This window comes from Vibrio sp. 1CM2L (genome assembly GCF_023161695.1).
In the GTDB taxonomy this organism is placed as follows: Bacteria; Pseudomonadota; Gammaproteobacteria; order Enterobacterales; family Vibrionaceae; genus Vibrio; species Vibrio coralliirubri.
Genome location: NZ_JALNTT010000007.1, coordinates 178,111 through 197,120 on the forward strand (window position 1 = coordinate 178,111; position 19,010 = coordinate 197,120).

The 19,010-nt window shown below is 45.5% G+C and carries 20 protein-coding genes; 7 read left to right on the forward strand and 13 right to left on the reverse strand.

Annotated elements, in window-relative coordinates; translation table 11 throughout:
* Positions 1–10: 10 nt before the first annotated feature.
* Both rpoA and rplQ read left to right on the forward strand, forming a co-directional pair.
* A complete protein-coding gene (gene rpoA / locus MSG34_RS20185; protein WP_004729813.1) occupies positions 11–1,003 on the forward strand; it encodes a DNA-directed RNA polymerase subunit alpha in 993 nt (330 codons plus the stop codon).
* A 24-nt stretch (positions 1,004–1,027) separates the two neighbouring features.
* Positions 1,028–1,408: a 50S ribosomal protein L17 gene (gene rplQ, locus MSG34_RS20190; protein WP_248339174.1), complete on the forward strand. Its 381-nt coding sequence runs from the start codon at positions 1,028–1,030 to the stop codon at positions 1,406–1,408.
* A gap of 299 nt (positions 1,409–1,707) precedes the next feature.
* On the opposite strand, the gene MSG34_RS20195 is transcribed toward rplQ, so the two are convergent.
* Together MSG34_RS20195 and MSG34_RS20200 are read right to left on the reverse strand one after the other, a co-directional pair.
* A complete protein-coding gene (locus MSG34_RS20195) occupies positions 1,708–2,202 on the reverse strand; it encodes a DUF2780 domain-containing protein (protein WP_017058875.1) in 495 nt (164 codons plus the stop codon).
* Between the two features lie 134 nt (positions 2,203–2,336).
* Positions 2,337–2,957: an FKBP-type peptidyl-prolyl cis-trans isomerase gene (locus MSG34_RS20200; protein WP_008220519.1), complete on the reverse strand. Its 621-nt coding sequence runs from the start codon at positions 2,955–2,957 to the stop codon at positions 2,337–2,339.
* A gap of 213 nt (positions 2,958–3,170) precedes the next feature.
* On the opposite strand from MSG34_RS20200, the gene MSG34_RS20205 reads away from it, so the two are divergent.
* Positions 3,171–3,755: a LysM-like peptidoglycan-binding domain-containing protein gene (locus MSG34_RS20205; RefSeq protein ID WP_248339175.1), complete on the forward strand. Its 585-nt coding sequence runs from the start codon at positions 3,171–3,173 to the stop codon at positions 3,753–3,755.
* 60 nt (positions 3,756–3,815) lie between these two features.
* Here the strand turns inward: MSG34_RS20205 and MSG34_RS20210 are convergent, their stop codons facing one another.
* The 11 genes from MSG34_RS20210 to MSG34_RS20260 all read right to left on the reverse strand — a co-directional run bounded on the left by MSG34_RS20210 (position 3,816) and on the right by MSG34_RS20260 (position 13,762).
* Positions 3,816–4,664 carry a DMT family transporter gene (locus tag MSG34_RS20210; protein ID WP_248339176.1) on the reverse strand — a complete coding sequence of 283 codons (849 nt, stop codon included), beginning with the start codon at positions 4,662–4,664 and terminating at the stop codon, positions 3,816–3,818.
* Positions 4,664–5,116, reverse strand: a complete 453-nt coding sequence (locus tag MSG34_RS20215; protein WP_048618609.1) for a GNAT family N-acetyltransferase — start codon at positions 5,114–5,116, stop codon at positions 4,664–4,666. Before MSG34_RS20215 ends, MSG34_RS20210 begins: the two co-directional genes overlap by 1 nt.
* A 57-nt stretch (positions 5,117–5,173) precedes the next feature.
* On the reverse strand, positions 5,174–5,740 hold the full coding sequence (locus MSG34_RS20220) for a Crp/Fnr family transcriptional regulator (RefSeq protein ID WP_248339177.1): 567 nt from the start codon (positions 5,738–5,740) through the stop codon (positions 5,174–5,176).
* Between the two features lie 71 nt (positions 5,741–5,811).
* The gene (locus MSG34_RS20225; RefSeq protein WP_248339178.1) at positions 5,812–7,566 is read right to left on the reverse strand and encodes a lysophospholipid acyltransferase family protein; all 1,755 of its coding nucleotides are present in this window, start codon (positions 7,564–7,566) and stop codon (positions 5,812–5,814) included.
* 12 nt (positions 7,567–7,578) lie between these two features.
* Entirely contained in the window at positions 7,579–8,022 is a 444-nt protein-coding gene (locus tag MSG34_RS20230; RefSeq protein ID WP_248339179.1) for a hypothetical protein, read from the reverse strand.
* A gap of 10 nt (positions 8,023–8,032) precedes the next feature.
* Entirely contained in the window at positions 8,033–8,470 is a 438-nt protein-coding gene (locus tag MSG34_RS20235; RefSeq protein ID WP_248339180.1) for a YHS domain-containing (seleno)protein, read from the reverse strand.
* A 12-nt stretch (positions 8,471–8,482) separates the two neighbouring features.
* Positions 8,483–9,232 (reverse strand): NRDE family protein, encoded by a 750-nt coding sequence (locus tag MSG34_RS20240; protein ID WP_248339181.1) that lies wholly within the window; start codon positions 9,230–9,232, stop codon positions 8,483–8,485.
* Between the two features lie 2 nt (positions 9,233–9,234).
* A complete protein-coding gene (locus MSG34_RS20245; RefSeq protein ID WP_048618622.1) occupies positions 9,235–9,777 on the reverse strand; it encodes a hypothetical protein in 543 nt (180 codons plus the stop codon).
* A gap of 19 nt (positions 9,778–9,796) precedes the next feature.
* A complete protein-coding gene (locus MSG34_RS20250; protein ID WP_248339184.1) occupies positions 9,797–10,930 on the reverse strand; it encodes an ATP-grasp domain-containing protein in 1,134 nt (377 codons plus the stop codon).
* Positions 10,927–11,514 (reverse strand): DedA family protein, encoded by a 588-nt coding sequence (locus MSG34_RS20255; RefSeq protein ID WP_248339185.1) that lies wholly within the window; start codon positions 11,512–11,514, stop codon positions 10,927–10,929. The genes MSG34_RS20250 and MSG34_RS20255 overlap by 4 nt, the downstream gene beginning before the upstream one ends.
* Positions 11,515–11,785: 271 nt before the next feature.
* A complete protein-coding gene (locus tag MSG34_RS20260; protein WP_248339186.1) occupies positions 11,786–13,762 on the reverse strand; it encodes a bifunctional 2',3'-cyclic-nucleotide 2'-phosphodiesterase/3'-nucleotidase in 1,977 nt (658 codons plus the stop codon).
* Positions 13,763–14,176: 414 nt separating this feature from the next.
* Here MSG34_RS20260 and cysD point away from each other — a divergent pair, with 414 nt between their 5' ends.
* The 4 genes from cysD (at position 14,177) to cysC (ending at position 19,005) form a co-directional block, all read left to right on the forward strand.
* A complete protein-coding gene (gene cysD / locus MSG34_RS20265) occupies positions 14,177–15,121 on the forward strand; it encodes a sulfate adenylyltransferase subunit CysD (RefSeq protein ID WP_258954156.1) in 945 nt (314 codons plus the stop codon).
* An 18-nt stretch (positions 15,122–15,139) separates the two neighbouring features.
* Positions 15,140–16,570 carry a sulfate adenylyltransferase subunit CysN gene (cysN, locus tag MSG34_RS20270; protein WP_017058887.1) on the forward strand — a complete coding sequence of 477 codons (1,431 nt, stop codon included), beginning with the start codon at positions 15,140–15,142 and terminating at the stop codon, positions 16,568–16,570.
* Between the two features lie 65 nt (positions 16,571–16,635).
* Positions 16,636–18,360: an SLC13 family permease gene (locus tag MSG34_RS20275; RefSeq protein WP_248339187.1), complete on the forward strand. Its 1,725-nt coding sequence runs from the start codon at positions 16,636–16,638 to the stop codon at positions 18,358–18,360.
* A 24-nt stretch (positions 18,361–18,384) separates the two neighbouring features.
* The gene (gene cysC, locus MSG34_RS20280; protein ID WP_248339188.1) at positions 18,385–19,005 is read left to right on the forward strand and encodes an adenylyl-sulfate kinase; all 621 of its coding nucleotides are present in this window, start codon (positions 18,385–18,387) and stop codon (positions 19,003–19,005) included.
* Positions 19,006–19,010 lie beyond the last annotated feature (5 nt).

Genomic DNA, 19,010 nt, shown 5'->3' on the forward strand with positions numbered 1-19,010 from the left:
AGAGGACACAATGCAGGGTTCTGTAACAGAATTTCTTAAGCCGCGTCTTGTTGACATTGAACAGATCAATACGACACACGCGAAAGTAACTCTTGAGCCATTAGAGCGCGGTTTCGGCCACACTCTAGGTAATGCTCTTCGCCGCATTCTTCTATCTTCTATGCCGGGTTGTGCCGTAACAGAAGTTGAAATTGAAGGTGTGCTACACGAATACAGCACTAAAGAAGGCGTTCAGGAAGATATCCTGGAAATCCTTCTAAACCTTAAAGGTTTGGCTGTACGCGTTGCTGAAGGCAAAGATGAAGTGTTTATTACACTGAACAAATCAGGCTCAGGCCCTGTTGTTGCAGGTGACATCACCCACGATGGTGATGTAGAGATCGCTAACCCTGAGCACGTAATTTGTCACCTAACGGATGACAACGCTGAGATCGCTATGCGTATCAAAGTAGAACGTGGTCGTGGTTACGTTCCAGCTTCAGCTCGTATCCATACTGAAGAAGATGAGCGTCCTATCGGTCGTCTACTAGTTGACGCTACTTACAGCCCGGTTGATAAAATCGCTTACGCTGTAGAAGCGGCACGTGTAGAACAACGTACTGATTTAGACAAGCTTGTTATCGATATGGAAACGAACGGTACTCTAGAACCTGAGGAAGCAATCCGTCGTGCAGCTACAATTTTAGCTGAACAACTGGATGCGTTCGTAGATCTTCGTGATGTACGTGTACCTGAGGAGAAGGAAGAGAAGCCAGAATTCGATCCTATCCTACTACGTCCTGTAGACGATCTTGAACTAACAGTTCGCTCTGCTAACTGTTTGAAAGCAGAAGCGATTCACTACATCGGTGATCTTGTACAGCGCACTGAGGTTGAGCTACTTAAAACGCCAAACCTTGGTAAGAAATCTCTTACAGAGATTAAAGATGTGCTTGCTTCACGTGGTCTTTCTCTAGGCATGCGCCTAGAAAACTGGCCACCAGCGTCAATCGCTGAAGATTAATCGAAAAGTTAGAAGGATTAGGTCATGCGCCATCGTAAAAGTGGTCGTCAACTCAACCGCAACAGCAGTCATCGCAAAGCGATGTTCAGCAACATGGCTAGCTCTCTTGTTCGTCACGAAGTTATTAAAACTACCGTGCCTAAAGCAAAAGAACTACGTCGCGTAATTGAGCCATTGATTACCCTAGCTAAGACAGACAGTGTTGCTAACCGTCGTCTTGCATTTGCTCGCACTCGTGATAACGAAGTTGTGGCAAAACTATTTAATGAACTAGGCCCGCGTTTCGCGGCTCGCCAAGGTGGTTACACTCGCATTCTTAAATGTGGTTTCCGTACTGGTGATAAAGCTCCAATGGCTTACATTGAGCTTGTAGACCGCCCAGCTGTTGAAGAAGCTGCTGAGTAATCTATACTAGATTCTTAATACAAAAGCCGAGCATTAGCTCGGCTTTTTTGTGTCTGTAGAACACGGAATAGATAATCGAAATTGCACCATGATGTTTGGCACTTTTTGCTTGTCTTATCTGCTCTATTTTTCAAAAATATCTCGTATCTCGTATCTCGTATCTCGTATCTCGTATCTCGTATCTCGTATCTCGTATCTCGTATCTCGTATCTCGTATCTCAAATATCTTTTCTTCCACGCACAAAAAAGAGCACCGAAGTGCCCTTATCAAATTTTAAGCTAGCTATTAATACTAACGATTATTGCCATATAGCTGAAAGTGAATCCATCAGGCCGCTCGTTGCACCTTGTGACTGCAGTGCTTGAAGAATGATGGGTGCAAATGTTGTAACCATTGATGGATCCATACCTAATCCAGAAAACGCACTTTCAACGGCACCTTGTGAGCTTAATAGCGATGATAGACCTGTAGACTCAAGGCTCGACATACCCGGAATTAGCGTTGCGAGTTCTTTGTTGTCAGCAGTGCCAAGTGAGTTTTGTGCAAGGGCCAGCATTGAACCAATACCGCCAACTGCTTGGTCGCTGGTAACAGAAGCTTGGTCAGCTACCGTATCCACAAGCGGTGTTGTTTCGTTCTGCTGAGACCACATATTCACTGCTGCCATCAGTGCAGTTTGGGATAGTTGGGAATAGTTGGTATCTGATGATGAACTGGTTTGTTCAGAGTCGCTAGTGCTAGCGCAAGAGACAACAGCAAGGCTGCTTAAAACTGTGATGAGTACTTTCTTCATTATTCGTCCTTAAGTAATAAAGTAATTTACTCTTTCACTATAAACGAAAAACGGCGATGTAGTCACATCGCCGTTGGATTATTTCAATTTTATTTGCCTATAGTATTTTGTTTTACTAAAGGTTTTTATAAAAATTAAAGAATAGCTAGAAGTTCTACTTCAAATACTAGAGCAGCAAATGGTGGGATTGCAGCACCTGCGCCACGCTCACCGTATGCTAGATCTTGAGGGATGTATAGCTTCCACTTAGAGCCAACAGGCATCATTTGTAGAGCTTGTACCCAACCTTGAATTACGCCAGTTACTGGGAATTCAGCAGGTTGACCGCGAGATACAGAGCTGTCGAAAACAGTACCGTCAGTTAGTTCGCCGTGGTAGTGAACACGTACTTGCTTGTCTGCAGTTGGGATTTCGCCAGTACCTTCAGTTAGTACTTCGTACTGAAGACCAGACTCAAGAACCGTTACTTCTGAACGAAGAGCGTTGTCAGCTAGGAAAGCTTCGCCGTCAGCAGCAGCAGCTTTAGCTAGTTCTTGACGTGCAGCTTCACCACGAGTGTGTAGCTCTTGTAGTGCGTTGTTGATTTCGTCAACTTCGATAGCTGGCATGTCGCCAACTAGAGCTGTTGCGATACCAGCAGCGATTGCGTCAACGTTTAGGCCTTCAAGACCAGAACCAGCAAGTTGTTGGCCCATTTGTAGACCGATACCGTAGCTAGCTTTTTGCTCTACAGTTTCAAATTTTACTTCAGACATGAAAAGTCACTCTTTTTGTCAGTACGAAAAGGGTAAGAATACCAGTATTAGCAGCGTGAAGAAACGGCTAGTCCCTGATCACTTGCGCTTTACCGTGCCCAAATCACAGCCATGTCAATTTTCTCGCTTTGGGCCTTGTTGTGACGGAAAGATCTATACTGTTGGTACTTTGGTTTTTATACTGTAGTTATTCAATGTATAGGACGCAGTGGTATGAATCGTCGTCAAAAGAAAAAACAGAAAGTTGACCACTTAGCAGAATTCAAGGATCGACTGAATCAGGTCAAAGAGAAATTGAGTTCGATCGATGTGAAGAAAATGAAAACCTCAACAGCGCAAACTTGGGGTTCATTGCCGAAGTTACACCAAAGACTATTGATGGTGATTTCTCCGATCGTACTGATATTACTTTTTGTGCCGCTACCAGAACCAAAAGTAGACGCAGCTCCAACAACATCGCGCGTTGAGCTTGAAATAAACACAGTTGGCTTAAGCGAACAGCAAAATGCCAAGAGCAGTTCATCAGAACAGAGCAACAAAAATTGGCAGGAGTACCTTGTTAAGCAAGGGGATACGTTAGCGCAGGTTTTTCGAAACAACGATTTACCATTGTCTGACTTGAATGCGTTAGTGCGTATTGAAGGTGCAGATAAGCCACTTAGTCAGATTCGTAAAGGCCAGCTGGTTCGTTTCAAACTTGCTGAGACTGGGCAGTTGGACATTCTTCAGCTAGAGAAAGGTGACACTTCGGTGATGTTCTTCCGCTTATCCGATGGTGGCTTCGGTCGCAGTAAGTAGATGAACAGTAAGCCTGAGTTAAAAGCACTTCACCATACACAGATAAACGATAGAAAAGAGCTAAGCATTAGCTCTTTTTTTTGGTCGCTTGAAAGGGGCGAGTGGCAAGATGATAAGCATGATTCCGATAAAGGTTAATGTATCCGGAATCTCATCGAACCATATTGCACCTATTAGCGCGACAAACACCAATCCTGAATACTCAGCCAAGGCAATTTGGCTAGAGTGTGCTTTTTGATAGGCAGCAACCGCAAGGCCGTTGTAGCTTAATATAAGTGTTGCACTCAGGGCTATGTACCCCAAGTGTTCGACAGACACGGGTTGCCAGTATAAAAAGCACAATACCAATGATGCTGGAATAGAGAATAAGGTTGTCCACCACAGCGTAGTGACCACCGTTTGCTCACTAGGAAGCTTTCTTACGAGTACATTAAATAGTGCGAGAGTGAGTGCTGTCCCCAAAGCAAACAGTGCTGCCCAATGAAATTGTGATGGTCTTAAGACAATCAGTGCACCGATGAAACCTATGGTAGTGGCGATCACCTTGCCAAGTGCCGGTTGCTCTTTCAATAGCAACATTGAGAGCGGCAGCATCAGTAAAGGCGCGACATAAAATACTGCGTTGGCGGTTGCCAAAGACAAGTGAGTGATCGCGACCACCATACATCCACTGCCGATTAGAATTAACTGACCTCGAATGAAGGTTACCTTAGCCTGCTGTAAGCGCCGTTGTTCTTTTTTCTGTTGTAGCCACAAAGGGGTGATGATGAGCAGAGATATCAACTGTCGGAAAAAAATATACTGCAAGGGCGGTACTTCGCCATTTAACAGCTTTACCGCTACGTCGGAAAGTGAGGCAAACAAGTTACCTGCAACCAACAGTAGAATACCGGCAGTGATATTCGTCATTATTTTTCTAATCTCATGTCTATATGAGGAATGTCATCTTCGAGGTACATATCCGAGATGGTGTTGAAGCCATGGCTCGCATAGAAGTTTTCTAGGTGTTGCTGCGCGCCAATATCAATGGCCGTATTTGGCCAAAGAGCCTCGCAGCGTGTTAATGCTTCTTTTATTAATTGATGCCCCAAGCCATCACCTCTTGCTGATTGCTTGGTTGCGACTCGGCCGATGCTGGTGTTGTCGTAAGAGGTACCTGGTGGTAATAAACGTGCACACGCAACCAACTCTTCATCAGAATAGCCAAGCAGGTGCTCAACACCTGCGAGTGTATCTTTACCGTCGAGTTCTGGATAAGGACAAGTTTGCTCCACCACAAATACATCGACTCTTAATTTAAGTAGTTGATAAAGCTGTTGTGTTGAGAGTTCAGAAAAGGGAATTGAGTGCCAAGTGATCATGTTTACATCCAGAGGTTATCGATGCTCTGAATGTACTATGCGCGATGATTGTTGGCATTAACTATTGTTAATTCGACCTTTAATTCTGCTCAGGCTGATTGCGGTTATTCCTAGGTAGGCTGCAATTTGATTGTCGTTGAGGCGCTGCTCGAGGTCGGGATAGTGTTCGCAGAACAGCTGATAGCGTTGCTCTGGTGTATAGAGCAGCATGAAGCGTTCTTTGTTTTCCTTATGCATCAGCTGTGTTTCTAACAGCTTTAAATACAAAGGATTATTTAAAGCACGCCACTCGATAACGGCATTCATTGGCAGCTCTAACATGGTGATGGGAGTCAGCGTTTCTAATAGGTAAGGGGACGCTTGGCTTTTTATCAGACTCTCAAAGCCGATGATCCAATCTTGTTCCCAATAGAACTCTTTACTGTATTGCTTGCCGTCATTGGTCAAGTAGCAGGCATGGCACAAGCCTTCAAGTACAAAGTAGATTGAACTCGCCATCTCACCTTGATTGATCAGGATGTGTCTGGTTGGCAGCTCAAGTGGCTTGGCAACAGCGAGTAGAGATTCAATCTGGCTTTCAGAGAAGTCGAAGCTTTGCAGTTGTTCGATAAAAGAGGTGTGCATGAAAATAACCTATCCCAAATAAGTGCCGAAATCATCGCACTTATTTGGAGAGAGGTACAGAGTAGGATGGATCAGCGTCGTGCGTGTTGCTCTAGATAGTCTTGAGCAAGCTCTCTGCCCATGTATTTACCCAGGGTTTTCAGTGGTACCTTTTTAAGGTTCACCACAATCAAGCCATCCAAGGCATCATTAAACGATGGGTCGACATTAAAACACACCAGTTTACCGTTCATCCCTAGATATTGGCGCAGCAGTACCGGCAGGCCTTTACCTTGCTCCATGCGTGCTAACACTTTAGAGAGCAGAGGCACACTCGCCAGTGAAGAGAGCAGGTGATTTTGCCAGAACACATGACTGGTGGTATTGAGTGGTGACGAAGGTGAAACCAAATTCGCCTTTTCCTCATCGTAGTGATGGATTGATAAGGTGGTCGCGATCAACAGACGCGCATTGTGGCTGTAATCATTACTGATACTGACAGGGCCGAAAAGATGGGTGTATTGAGGGTGACGAGACACAAAGGTCGCGATGCCTTTCCACAATAGTAGCAGAGAGTTCAGGCTCTTTTGGTAAGGCTTACTTACCACTGATCGCCCAAGCTCAATGCTGTTTTCTAGAGTATCAATGAATTCTTGGTTGTAGTTAAACAGGCTACGAGAGTAGAGTTGATCAAGCCCGTGATCTGCGATGAGTTTGTCGACCATACCGAGTCGATATGCACCAACCAGCTCTGCCTTAGTTTTATTCCACACAAACAGTTGATGGTAGTAAAGGTCATACTCATCTAAATCGCAGGCCAGCCCGCTGCCTTCTCCGACTTCTCTAAAGCTCTCTTCTCTGACTCGACCAATCTCGCGCATTAAGTTAGGAATAGATTGGCTAGGCGTGCAGTAGACCTCGAAGTCCCCTTGCTCGAGCAGTTTCGTCTCTTCAGGGAGTGAGTCTATCTCTATTGATAAGACTTCTGGCGGAATAGGCGCTACCACTTGGGTATCGAAAGAGGGGGCGTGGATTGGCGTGTTCGGGCTGTCTTGTTGACTCATTAGGTAGGTATTGAGTCGTAGGTAGTTGACGATATCCATCTCTTTTTCAAATGATTTTATCTCTGAATACGGAATCGATGAGCCAATCGAGATAGAGATAGTCGTCGCCTGTTTATTAAGAAGTTCACGCCCGAGTAGAGCGGTTCTTAATAGTGGATGAACACGTCCTGCTTGGTAGAAAAGCTCGCTGTTTTTACCATTGATAAAGATAGGCACTGTGGTGGCTTGATGACGTTTTACGAATTTCGCGACAGACTTGCTCCACTCGATGTCTGTCAGTGTTTTTGCCCCTTTACGGTAGCTCGAAACTTCACCCGCAGGGAATACAATCAAAAGCCCACCATCAGCTAAATGACGATTGGCATCTCGAATGGCTTTAGCATTGGTGCGTTTTGACTCTTTACTGTTAAAGACATCGACACCGATGAAAAGATCATCCAGTTCAGGCAGGCGCTTAAGTAACTCATTGGCCAGCACCTTCACATCCTTCCTTACTGATCCTACGAGATCGGCAAGGATCACGCCTTCAATTGCGCCAAGTGGATGGTTAGCCACAATCACAACCGGCCCTTCTTCCGGGATATTCTCTGTGGTGCCAGATGAAACCGAGTAGTCGATATTGAGCGCCGACAGAGTGTGATGCATGAATTCAAAGCTAGATAACTCGTTTGGTCGATCTTGATAGAGTCGGTCTAGCTTAGATAGCCCAGTTGCCCACTCGACAACAGACTCACCTAAACCAAAAGGCGTGTAACGTGGTAAACGAAAAGGACTATCAATCATAATGAAGCTACCTTATTGACTAAAGTTGTTTAGGAAACCGTCTTGATTCTTGAAATCTTTCACACTTAAAAATGCACCGCATAACCACACTAGGCATGCCATACCAAACAGTAATCCACCGTCATAACCGACAATTTCACCCGCTGCATTAAACTCAGGCATTTGAATACCGAGTGGCGTAAACAGGTGGAAGAAAATCGCACCACTCATAATTCCCACACTCATGATGGCACCTAGGCCATGCCAACGAGTAAACAGTAAAATAGCCGCAATCAATTCAGCGAACCCAATCAAGTAGCCGCCAAACGAGCCGAACCAACTGAACCCTGACCATGTCGCGAGCGTGCCAAAGATATGCTCTGTCTCGTATGAGCCAGTGAACTTAAAGAACAGCGACTGAATAAACACAAACGCGATAAATGCCGCAGGGATATGTTTGGCTGGAGTGAATATCATCGTTATTCCCTTACTTAATCAGTTGCGGCCAAACTTTATCGGCTTGTTGAATATGCTGTGCTTGGTCTTGTTCCCAACGCTGCTTAATCTCTTGGTCGTAGTTGAGGTAAAGCTTGTTATCAACAATCGTCCATTGATGTGGGTCACCCGGTGCAAAGTCACTCTTCGCGGATACTGCCCAAGCGCAATAACCACCATATTGAGGGGCATATTTTTCAGGATTATTAACAAATAAAGTCAGATTCTTTTCAGAAGAGAAATACCAATCCGCGCCTTTGTACTCGGTGCTGAATTTTTTACTGCCTTCAATAGGCTTACCTGAAGTGAAATAAGCCACAGTGTCGTAGCCATCGAGCGCCTTACTGCTAAAGAACCCGGTGTAGATTTCATCGGCGGCAAATACGTATGGGCTAACAAGTAGCATGACCATGGTTAATAGTTTTCTCATGATGGACTCCATCTATAGATTGATTGCTGGTGATAAATCGAAGGTAAAACGCTGTTGATTTATCTGGCATGGTTTAATGGGTTCACAAGGCGAGCCGGGTGCGTAAAACATAGAGGCTTGGCCGTGTAGATTGCGTAAATGTGTAAAGCTCACGGTGTGCGCGTCTTCACGATGCATACAGGTCGCTAAATGAGGTTGTTCGCTGTGATGGTGAGAGTGAAACTGAAGTAAGTTCTGTTGATTCTTACCTGTTGCCATAAGCTGATCGTATTTTGCTTGTCGGTAGGCTTGCACTCGCTCTAAATCAACACCGGATGAGAACAGTGGAGAATCAGTGTCGACTATTTGCTGTTGAATACCATCCCACATGTAGGCGATAACCAGACCATTGTATTGGGTTAGGTTGGGCGCGAAAGCCAGCAAGGTAAATGGGGCAAAAGAGTGTAGGTCTAGCTTGTGAAATGCTTCAGAGAGCTGACTGATATTACGACTCGATGATAGGTTTTTAAGTAGCAAACCGCGGCTGACTAAAGGCCCAACAGGCACTGAGCCTTGATAGTTATTGAGTAGGCATAATGAAAGTCCGAACTCGTTAATACTTATCCAACTACCGCCGCCAGTTGGGTCGAGTGGCATGATGATATCGACACCGTTGACTCGATATTGTTTAGGTGGCATTGCGAGTGCTCGCGTCTTTTGTTCATCACGATTAAAAAAGACCTGATAACCATTCTCTTCAAGCAGCCAAGATACTGAACACATGATTATTGCTCCCTCAGATAGCTGTTGGTGGTTGGGGCATAACCAAAGGTGTTGCAGGTCTCGACGTCTAGGAAGGTGGTGATCACCTTGATCATCGCGTAATGATGATTGGCATGCAGCGCGGCAAAGGTGACCTCTCTTTCGAGCGTTGAAGGCAGGCTTGCGAACACTTGAGCATCCATCGAAACCTCAGTTTGGATCATGATAGGCGCTTCGAGATCTCGACGGTCTAATCGTTCAAGCCAGTTGATCACGTAGTGGATCTCTTTGACTGCAATAGAGCGGTCGTATTCGACGGGATGACCACGACGACGAGTGTTGTAATCAACGGTCTCATCCTCTTTTAAAATCAAAGCGTGAAAAAGATCCAGTGTGTGACGAGTATGTTCACCGATAGAGCTTGTAACGTGTGGCTTTGCTCGTGTCAGGTAATCGCTGTCAGAAATCGCTAACAAAAACTCTAGACCCTGATTCAATATCTCTACCGCTCCCTTGATACTAGGAGAGAAAGAAGTAAGGGCGCTCGGTTGGGCTATGGGGTTCATTCATGATCCTCGTGCAAAGTTAGTCGGTAGTCGGATATTGTTGAACAAGACGTCGCTCTTCTTGCCACGCCGCAAATAAGCTCTTGAAAGAAGGGGATTGGTGGCCTCGTTGTTTTTGCTGAGCGCCAATATCAAAAAGAATGCGATATTGCAGGAGTAGCGTAGAAAATATCTCTCGTAATGGGGTGTTGCGATCCCAGATATGTCCAGCCTCACTGCTTGCGCCGTTGACCTCAAGAATCGTGAAATCCTCACCGTTCATTAGGCTGTGCATGTCTTTAAACTTGACGTCGAGTCGACCAAAGTGAAAGCCATCGAAGTCGTCGAATATCTCGTCTAAGCGTTCTGTTAAAGCCTGAGTGATGTATTGATTACCGTCTCGGAAGATACAGCCACGACTATGGCTGCCTGCAAACGCGAGTTGGAACTCTTCGCCCTCTGCGAGCACTTGATCCAATTTATCTTCATGTCTCGGTAGATACAGGTGGCTGAGTTGCCCAGCGCGCGGGCTGTTTTCAATTAACTGCTTGAGTGTCGACTTGCCATCACCCATCACCATTGGCGCATATTTGAGTGTGATCGAGATGATCTCACCTTGCTTTTTATTTGGGTAACGAACGTAGAAAACACCCGCTTCGGCTTGATAAGGCGCCTTTTTCTGCAGTAGAAATCGAGCATTATTTGGGAAAGATTCGACATATTGCTCAAGTTGATCTTGGTTGTTGATCAGCTTAACGCCAACACCTCGACAACCAAGATCCGGCTTCGCCACGATTGGGAAATCAAGAGCTGATTGTATGAGTGCGCTACGTGCGTCTTCGGCTTGTTTTTTACTGCTGAGATCCGTTTTAGTTAGGGTAATAAACGGTGAGATCCAACGCTGACTTGAAGATCCGGCAAGGCTCAATATCTCATGTTTTGATTCGCCGACCATGCCGCTTAACTTAATGCTTGGATTGGCGATGAGCGGAAGTGCCCAGTCAAAGTGCCGTAACCCTTGCATCAGGCTTTGAATGACCACTGGCGTGTAGAAAAACCAAGTCGGAAGAAACTCATAAGGAGAGACACTGCGCACGGTATCTTTTTCAAGCAGAGGCATGCCTGCATTAATTTGATGTGCGGGAATGATGCGAATATCTTGCGGTGAACTCATGATAGCCCTCTAGAGTAGGTTTTATTCATTAATCGATTGCCGATAAACAGCAAAACGATGGCACACGGGATGATGATCCATTGATATTCAGAGGCTTGCAGCCACGCTGATGTCCCTAAATAGTAGATGGCAGAGAAGACAATGCCAGTCCAGAGCGCAGTTGCGCTGATGACGGCAAACAAGAAAGTAGGCAGTGGGATGGCGAAAAAGCCACTCAGAGTAAAACCAACGGTGCGTAGCCCAGGAATAAAGCGGATAACAAAAAGGCTGCTGAATGCGTTTTGGCGTAATTTGGTACGAAGCGAACGAAAGTACTTATTGGTGAGGGCGTTGTAACGAACGCCACGGAAGTAACGTCCTGATTTTCCTAGGTAGTAGAGGCCCAAGTCACCTGTGGCAATACCGATGAAAATGGCAAGCAGAGCATATTGAGGAGGAATGAGCCCTTGAGTGGCCAAACCGGCAGCGGTAACAATGGCAAGATCTTCAAGCAGGTAAGAAAGCGCGATAATGCCAAGCATCAGCCATAGCAGCGACTCCTCCCCTGAATGTAACCATGCTTGAATGCTCTCGACCGTGCTCATCAAATGTCCTTTTCTATCCTATAGATGAATGGCTTAATGACCATTCATTGAGTGTAGTAAATTAAATAGACACGAGGAGCAGAGAAAAACTTACAGACAATTAGCGCTTTTTTATGTTGATTGGGTGCAATGAGTGGTTAGAACTATGCAGAATCAGAGGATGTTAAAGGGTTAGAAACCTAAGGTTTTGGAGTGAATATTGAGAGAAAACAAAAAGGCTGAGTCGTTAAACTCAGCCTTTAGAAGGTTAACTATGGATTACTTAAGTAATCTATTTAGTTAGGTCAATCTGGTAAACAGCGAAACCAACATCGTCAGTCGCAACACGTTTCATCGGGTATTGACCCTTCTCTTTGATGAACTCTGCTGCTTTTTCGCTTGGCGACGTTTCAAAGCGGATATCTAACTTGTTATCTGTTTTGATTGGTGCAAATGACCAGTTGTTGTCAGCCGTTGGGCTTACTTGACCTTGCTCTTTGCTTACGCGAGAGATGTAGTTTGCAAGAACAGTACGGTTCTCATCTGGTGCATCAAATGCGATGAAGTCTTCACCTGTGCCTGGGAATTTAGCGCTGTATGCACGGTAGTTGTTGGTTGCGATCAGGAAGTCTTGCTTCATGTCGATTGGCTTACCTTGGTAAGTTAGGCCAACAATACGCTGTGAATCAGGGTTAACCACTTTACAGTTCGCATCGTATTTCGCAGGTTGAGTTACGTCGATTTGGTAATCAACACCGTCGATAACATCGAAGTTGTAAGTACGGAAGTTATCCCACTCGATCAACTGTTGTGGTGCGGTTGAGTTAACATCCACTTGGTTGAACTGACCTGCAGAACACTCAAGCCACTCTTTTACTTCGTGACCTGTTACCTTCATTGCAACTAGCGTGTTCGGGTAAAGGTACAAGTCAGCTGCGTTACGGAATGTCAGTTGGCCAGATTCAACTTCAGTGAAGTTTGCTGGGTCATTCTTACGGCCGCCCGCTTTGAATGGTGCAGCAGCAGAAAGTACAGGTGTACCATCTAGGTCTGGGTCACCTTGGATGAACTGTTCAACGTAATCTTTCTGTGCAAGGTTAACAATCTGCACTGTTGGATCGTCTTGTACTAGAGACAGGAAGCTGTACATCACGTCGTCTGCTTTACCAATCGGTTGGTTAACAAACTCACGAGTACCTGCGTGGTCTTTTTCTAGTGCTGTTACGATGCCCTCATCAGCTGCAGCAAGCGATTTCTTCTCGATTTTGTCGTAGATAGGACGCGCTTCTGATTGGCCTTTTACTACTTCCCACTTACCGTCTTTTTGTGCAAGTGTTAGGTCCATAACACCAACGTGGCTACCCCAACGACCTGGCATTACTGCCGCAACACCGTTCATTGTACCCGTTTCGTTGTCGATGCCTTGGATGTCATCAAAACCTTTACCTGGGAACACGGCGTGAGAGTGGCCGAACGCGATTGCATCAATGCCGTCTACTTCAGATAGGTAGAACGTTGAGTTTTCTTCGCCATTTTTGTATGGGTCCGTTGATACGCCTGAGTGAGGGATAGCAACGATAACTTCAGCGCCTTCCGCTTTCATTTGAGGCACTAAGTCGTTAGCCGTCTCAATGATGTCACGAGCGATTACTTTGCCTTCAAGGTTCTTCTTATCCCACGTCATGATTTGTGGTGGAACGAAACCGATGTAGCCGACTTTTACTTCATGCTCTACGCCTGCAGTATCTTCAAACGTGTGCGTCTTAATGATGTATGGCGTGAAGTAGTGTTCTTTGGTTTTTGCGTCGTAAACGTTAGCACTGATGTACGGGAAATCAGCGTCGTTGATTGACTCTTCTAGGAACTCAAGACCGTAGTTGAATTCGTGGTTACCTAGGTTTGCAGCGTCGTAGCTTAACTGGTTCATAGCTTTGTATGCAGGGTGAACTTCACCAGCTTCGATGCCTTTGTCTGCCATGTAGTCACCCATTGGGCTACCTTGCAGCAAGTCACCGTTATCAACTAATACGCTGTTGGTTACTTCGTTTTGAGCTTCTTTTACTAGAGTTGCAGTACGTGCTAAGCCGATTTTTTTCGATGGCTTGTCTTTGTAGTAATCGTAATCCATTAGGTTGGTATGGATGTCCGTTGTCTCTACGACACGTAGTTTAATCACTTCATCGGTATCTGGTGTTATTGTACAGCCTGCTAGAGTCAAACCAAGACCCGCAAGTACAGCCAATGACAAAGGTTTCATTGCAACTTTCATTTTGTAGCTCCAAAGTGGATAGTAGAAAATTCGTTGCGTAATGTAACAAAATGGAATGAAACAATGATTACAACGAATGTTAATTCGTGACTTAGATCGATTACTTTATGGTGTTCTGCAAGATGCCTCCCAAACCTGCTTAATCGATGCGCAACTGATATCGATAATATTAGTCCATTCATTTCACCTGCTTATCGATAAATTAAATCCCTTATCAGCTTTTCGAATAAAAAATGAAATTTTAGAATTTCCAGTAATATGAGAGGCTCGTCATAATGCCTATATCAAGGACGTATCAGGCAGACGAATAGCAAGGATAGCTCAACACGAAGCTTCTGTTTTCTTCTAGTGCCAATACTCCCATTCACTCAAGTGGATGAGTTAAATCCCATGCTTGGCAAGACCAAGTAATGAATTGCTCGTAACGCGAGCCTTAAAGGAAGCACTGAAATGGACCAAGAACGTTTAACCCACCTAAAACAGCTCGAAGCGGAAAGTATTCATATTATCCGTGAAGTGGCGGCTGAGTTTGATAACCCAGTGATGATGTACTCCATCGGTAAAGATTCTTCTGTGATGCTTCATTTAGCTCGCAAAGCGTTTTACCCAGGCAAGATTCCATTCCCACTATTACACGTTGATACGGATTGGAAATTCCGCGAGATGATTGAGTTTCGTGACCGCACAGCAGAAAAGTACGGCTTTGACCTTTTGGTACATAAGAACCCTGAAGGTATCGAGATGGGTTGTAGCCCATTCGTACATGGTTCTTCGAAACACACAGACATCATGAAAACTCAGGGCCTTAAGCAGGCGTTAAACAAGTATGGGTTCGATGCGGCTTTCGGTGGCGCGCGTCGTGATGAAGAGAAATCTCGAGCGAAAGAGCGTGTTTACTCTTTCCGCGATAAGAACCACACATGGGATCCAAAAAACCAACGTCCAGAGTTGTGGCACACCTACAACGGTCAGGTGAATAAGGGCGAAAGTATTCGTGTATTCCCTCTGTCAAACTGGACTGAACTGGATATCTGGCAATACATCTATCTAGAGAGCATCGATATTGTTCCGCTTTACCTTTCTGATAAACGCCCAGTTGTTGAGCGTGATGGCATGCTGATCATGGTTGATGATGACCGAATGGAGCTGCAAGAAGGTGAAGTGATTGAAGAGAAAAGCGTTCGTTTTCGTACTTTAGGCTGTTACCCACTAACCGGAGCGGTTGAATCTGAGGCGAATACGCTAACAGGCATTATTGAAGAGATGCTGGTGGCGACGTCTAGTGAGCGTCAAGGTCGAGCGATTGACCATGATCAGTCGGGCTCTATGGAGCTGAAAAAGCGCCAAGGTTATTTCTAAGAATCTAAGGAAAGAAAAATGAATAGTGCAGTAGAAGCCGAATTGGCTGAACTAGGGATTGAAGGTTATCTAAGTCAGCATCAGCATAAATCTATGCTTAGATTTTTAACTTGTGGCTCGGTAGATGACGGTAAAAGTACGCTAATCGGTCGCTTGCTCCATGATACAAAACAGATTTATGAAGATCAGCTAGCTGCGGTTCACTCGGATAGCCAACGAGTGGGTACCACAGGTGAGAAACCTGATTTGGCACTGCTTGTTGATGGTCTGCAGGCTGAGCGTGAGCAAGGGATTACCATCGATGTGGCTTACCGCTATTTCTCGACGCAAAAACGTAAGTTCATTATTGCTGATACCCCAGGGCATGAGCAGTATACGCGCAACATGGCAACAGGTGCTTCAACGTGTGATCTAGCGGTGATCTTGATTGATGCTCGCAAGGGCGTTCTTGATCAAACCCGTCGTCACTCGTTTATTTCTAATCTGCTTGGTTTGAAGCATTTCATCGTCGCTGTAAATAAGATGGATCTGGTGGATTACGCACAAGATCGTTTTGAAGAGATTCGCGATGAATACCTAGAGTTTGCAGAAAACCTAGAAGGCGAAACTAATATTCAGATCTTGCCAGTATCGGCGCTTGAAGGCATCAACGTTGCTGCACCAAGTAAAGAGCTTGCATGGTTCGAAGGCCCATCTCTGCTAGAAGTGCTAGAGAACGTCGACATCGATCAAAAACGCTCTGCAGGTGAATTCCGATTCCCTGTGCAGTACGTCAATCGTCCTAACTTAGATTTCCGCGGTTTTGCTGGCACCGTTGCCTCTGGCCGTGTCAGTGTCGGTGATGAAATCAAGGCACTGCCGTCGGGTAAAACCTCTAAAGTTGCACGCATTGTAACTTTTGATGGTGATTTGGAGTCTGCACAAGCGGGCTTGGCGGTAACACTGACCCTTGAAGATGAGATTGATATCAGCCGTGGTGATTTGATTGTGCTAGAAAACGCGCAGATTGAATCCACTAACCACGTATTGGCTGACATCGTGTGGATGACAGAGCAACCACTGCAACCGGGCAAAGCTTACGACATCAAGATCGCAGGCAAGAAAACCGTTGGTCAGGTTGAAACAGTTCGTCACCAATACGACATCAACAACCTATCGACTCACGCTGTCGATGAGTTGCCACTGAATGGCATTGGCTTGTGTGAATGGTCACTGAACGAGACTGTCGCGCTGGATAAATACCGTGAGAGTGCGGATACCGGTGGCTTCATCGTTATCGACCGACTAACCAACGTGACGGTTGGCGCGGGTTTGATTCGAGACCGTTTGGACTCTGTTGAACAGCAAGTCGGTAACTTCTCTGCATTTGAACTTGAGTTCAACGCATTGGTTCGCAAACATTTCCCTCATTGGGATGCCAAAGATCTAAGCCAACTACTGAAGTCATAAACGACCAAGTAACTGCTTATTGAATCAGGCGGAAACCGATCGTTTCCGCCATAAAGGACGGGTATATGTGGCAACAAGGATTTGTATTAGCGATTTTGCTCGGCATCATTACTTGCCTGCTCGTTACCCGTATTAAGCCAAGTTTTATCTTTGCTGGCGCGGCGTTTATTGCTTTTATGGCTGGCATGATCGATTTGTCGAGCCTAGCCAATAACTTCACTAACTCCTCGTTACTGACTTTAATTCTTCTTATCCTCGCATCAAGTGCGTTGGAGAAAACTCGCTTAATCAGTTGGGTTAGCCGCAATATCTCTGAAGGTAGGCTAGGCACCGTGGTTGCGAAGTTGGGTATTTCCACAGCGTTACTTTCTTCTTTTACCAATAACACGGCAGTGGTGGTTTCTTTGATCGGTGCGATCAAACGTAATCAACAGCACGCGCCATCTAAGTTACTTATCCCTTTGTCATACGCTGCCATTTTAGGTGGCACCCTGACATTGATCGGCACATCAACCAACTTGATCATCAATAGCTTTGTTGAAGATGCCGGATTGCCGAGCTTAAACTTTTTCACACCTACCTTGATCGGTTTAGCGGTTTTGGTCGGTGGCGTGTTGATCCTCATTCCTCTTAGCTATTTTCTACCCAGCTACGCTGATGGTTCTCAAGATGATCTGCCTTACTTTTTAGAAGCCAGAGTGGAGCCAGGTTCTCCATTAGTTGGCCGTAGTGTTAGCGAGAACAACCTAAGAGCTTTGAGAAAATTGTTCTTAGCAGAAGTGATTCGAGACGGTAAAACAACAGCGTCTATAGACCCTGACTTCATACTTCAAGCTCGTGACCGACTGCTGTTTTGTGGCGATGTCGAGAGTGTGGCGACACTGCAAGAAATTCAAGGACTGACTCTGTTTGGTCAGCACCACTTGAACGGCCAGAGCTTCGTTGAAGTGGTGGTGAGTTCATCAGCAAGTTTTTGTAACAAAACCCTGAAAACTAGCCAGTTTAGAGACCGTTTCGATGCGGTTGTGGTTGCTATTCGTCGTGGCCATGAACGCCTAGAAGGTGGGCTAGGGAATATCACATTGACCGCTGGTGATACCTTAATTTTGGTTCCCGGCAAACGCTTTGAAGAACAGCGCCAGCAACACAATAAAGAGTTTGTGTTGATGAATGACTTGGATTCGAGTGCCAAACTTGATGCTGACAAATCGACGTTCGTGTTGCTCGGCTTTGCTAGCGTGATTGGTTTAGCCCTTGTCGATGTAGTACCGATTATCAAAGGCTTAGCTGGTTTCCTACTGTTGCTGGTGGCATTTGGCGTGGTACAACTGGGTGAGCTCCGCCGTCGTTTCCCAGTCGATATTGTGGTGATCGTGGGCTCTGCTCTGTCTATTGCTCAACTGATGATTTCATCGGGTTTGTCTGAGCGAATGGGGCTGATGTTCATGGAAGCGTTTAATGGTTGGGGAGTGTTCGGAGCGTTAGTCGCGACTTATTTCATGACCTTGGTTCTGACTGAACTGGTGACCAATAATGCGGCTGCAGCGCTTTCATTTCCGATTGGCTACAGCATGGCGGTAGGTTATGGCGTCGACCCAATGCCGTTCATCATGGCGGTTTTGTTTGGTGCGAGTGCTAGCTTCATTTCGCCATACGGCTACCAAACCAACTTACTTGTTTATAGCGTAGGTAATTACCATCTTACGGATTATCTACGTATCGGTATCCCAATCTCGATCGTCTATTCGGGCTTGGTGCTGACTCTAATTCCTTACTTTTTCCCATTTTAATGCTGTTTATTTAAAGGACTAATTATGACCGCAGTACTCAAACCAAAAGATGAGAATGTTGTGTGGCATCAACACTTGATTGATAAAACATTTCGCGCGGACCTGAAATCACAAAAGCCAGCCGTGCTCTGGTTCACGGGGTTGTCTGGTTCTGGTAAATCGACAGTCGCTGGCGCATTAGAAAATCGCTTGGCACAGCTTGGTTACCATACTTATTTATTGGATGGCGACAATGTGCGTCATGGATTATGTAGTGACCTTGGCTTCTCTGAGCAAGATCGTCGAGAGAACATCCGTCGTATTGGTGAGCTTGCTAAATTGATGGCAGATGCAGGCTTGATCGTGCTGTCAGCCTTTATTTCTCCGCACCAAGCTGAAAGGCAACTCGTGAGGGATTTATTGCCGGAAGGTGAGTTTCTTGAGGTGTTCGTCAATACGCCATTAGAGGTTTGCGAACAGCGTGATCCTAAAGGTCTGTATAAGAAGGCACGTGCCGGAGAAATCCCGAACTTCACAGGTATTAGTTCAGTGTACGAAGCGCCTCAGAACCCTGAGATTGATCTACCCGCAGGTGAGAAGACACTCGATGAATTGGTTGAACTGTGTATTGATGCGTTGGAAAAGCGAAATATTTTAGCCAACTGAGATCG